The sequence below is a fragment of the Mesorhizobium sp. M7D.F.Ca.US.004.03.1.1 genome, assembly GCF_003998635.1.
Taxonomy (GTDB): Bacteria; Pseudomonadota; Alphaproteobacteria; order Rhizobiales; family Rhizobiaceae; genus Mesorhizobium; species Mesorhizobium loti.
Genome location: NZ_RZQG01001325.1, coordinates 1 through 1,207, shown reverse-complemented (window position 1 = coordinate 1,207; position 1,207 = coordinate 1). Strand labels below are relative to the sequence as shown.

The window sequence follows — 1,207 nt, the reverse complement described above, 5'->3', positions numbered from 1 at the left end:
TTACCTGCACCACAAATATTTCGAGGTGAACTATGGCGGCGACGGGATGATCACGCTCGATCGGTGGTTCGGCACCTGGCACGACGGCACCAGGGAGGGCGAAGCCATGATGGACGCCCGCTTCCAGAAAAAGAAGGAACGCATGAACGCCAAAGCCGAGGCGAACCATTGATCACATGACGCGGCGCGCAATCGGGAGAGGTGCGCGCCTGCGGATGAATTATTTTTTCTAAACCCGTCTGACGACGGCAACCGGGAGGAAATGAAATGAAAACTATCACGAAACTGCTGACAGCGATCATGCTTGCGGGCGTGGCGGCGACATCGGCCACTTCGGCAATGGCTGACGGGGCGAAGATCTTCGTCATCGGCGGCAAGGCGGATGACCCGTTCTGGTCGAAGGTCAAGAAGGGCGCCGACGATGCCGGCAAGGTCGCCGAGCTGACCGGCGGCTCGGTCACCTGGCTCGGCCCGCAGAACTACGACAATCTCGGTCCGGACGCGGCCAAGCTGATCCGCACAGCGCTCAGCCAGAAGCCGAGCGCCATTGTCGGCCCCGACTGGGTCCCGGAGGCCATGGACGATGCCTTCAAGGAAGTCGTTGCAGCCGGCGTGCCGCTGATCATCTACAACTCCGGCGGCATGGACGCGGCCAAGCGGCTCGGCGCCATGAACTATGTCGGCAATGAAGAATACGCGGCTGGTCTGGGCGGCGGCGCCTATTACGGCAGCCATGGCTCCAAGAACGTGCTGTGCGTCAACACACTGCCCGGTGCCACCAACACCGAAGACCGCTGCAAGGGCATTGCCGACGCCATCGCCAAGAGCGGCGGCAAATCCAGCCAGTTGCCGCTGCCCTCGTCCAGCTTCGGCAACCCGACCGCGGTTGCCGAGGCGATCAAGGCCGCCGTGCTGAAGGACAACACCATCGATGGTGTCATCACCATCAGCGCCGGCGACGCCAACAGCGCCGCCAACGCCATCAGCCAGGCCAATGCCGGCGACAAGGTCAAGCTCGCTTCGTTTGACATGGACGAGACCGGCCTGCAGCGCATCAAGGCTGGTACGCAAATGTTCGCGGTCGACCAGCAACCCTATCTGCAGGGCTTTCTTGCGGTGTCGCTACTGAACGGCCTCGTCAACTATGGGCTCGACCTGCCGACCAAGCCGGTGCTGACCGGACCGGGAATCGTCGACGCCGCCAATG

At 62.5% G+C, this 1,207-nt stretch carries 1 protein-coding gene and 1 pseudogene; both read left to right on the top strand.

From position 1 onward, the window contains the following. Positions 1-172 (top strand): annotated as a pseudogene (locus tag EN935_RS42530) (sterol desaturase family protein); the annotation flags it as partial. 95 nt (positions 173-267) lie between these two features. Further along, positions 268-1,207, top strand: a 940-nt coding sequence (locus EN935_RS36740; RefSeq protein ID WP_164771719.1) for a sugar ABC transporter substrate-binding protein, incomplete at its 3' end; no start/stop codon positions are given.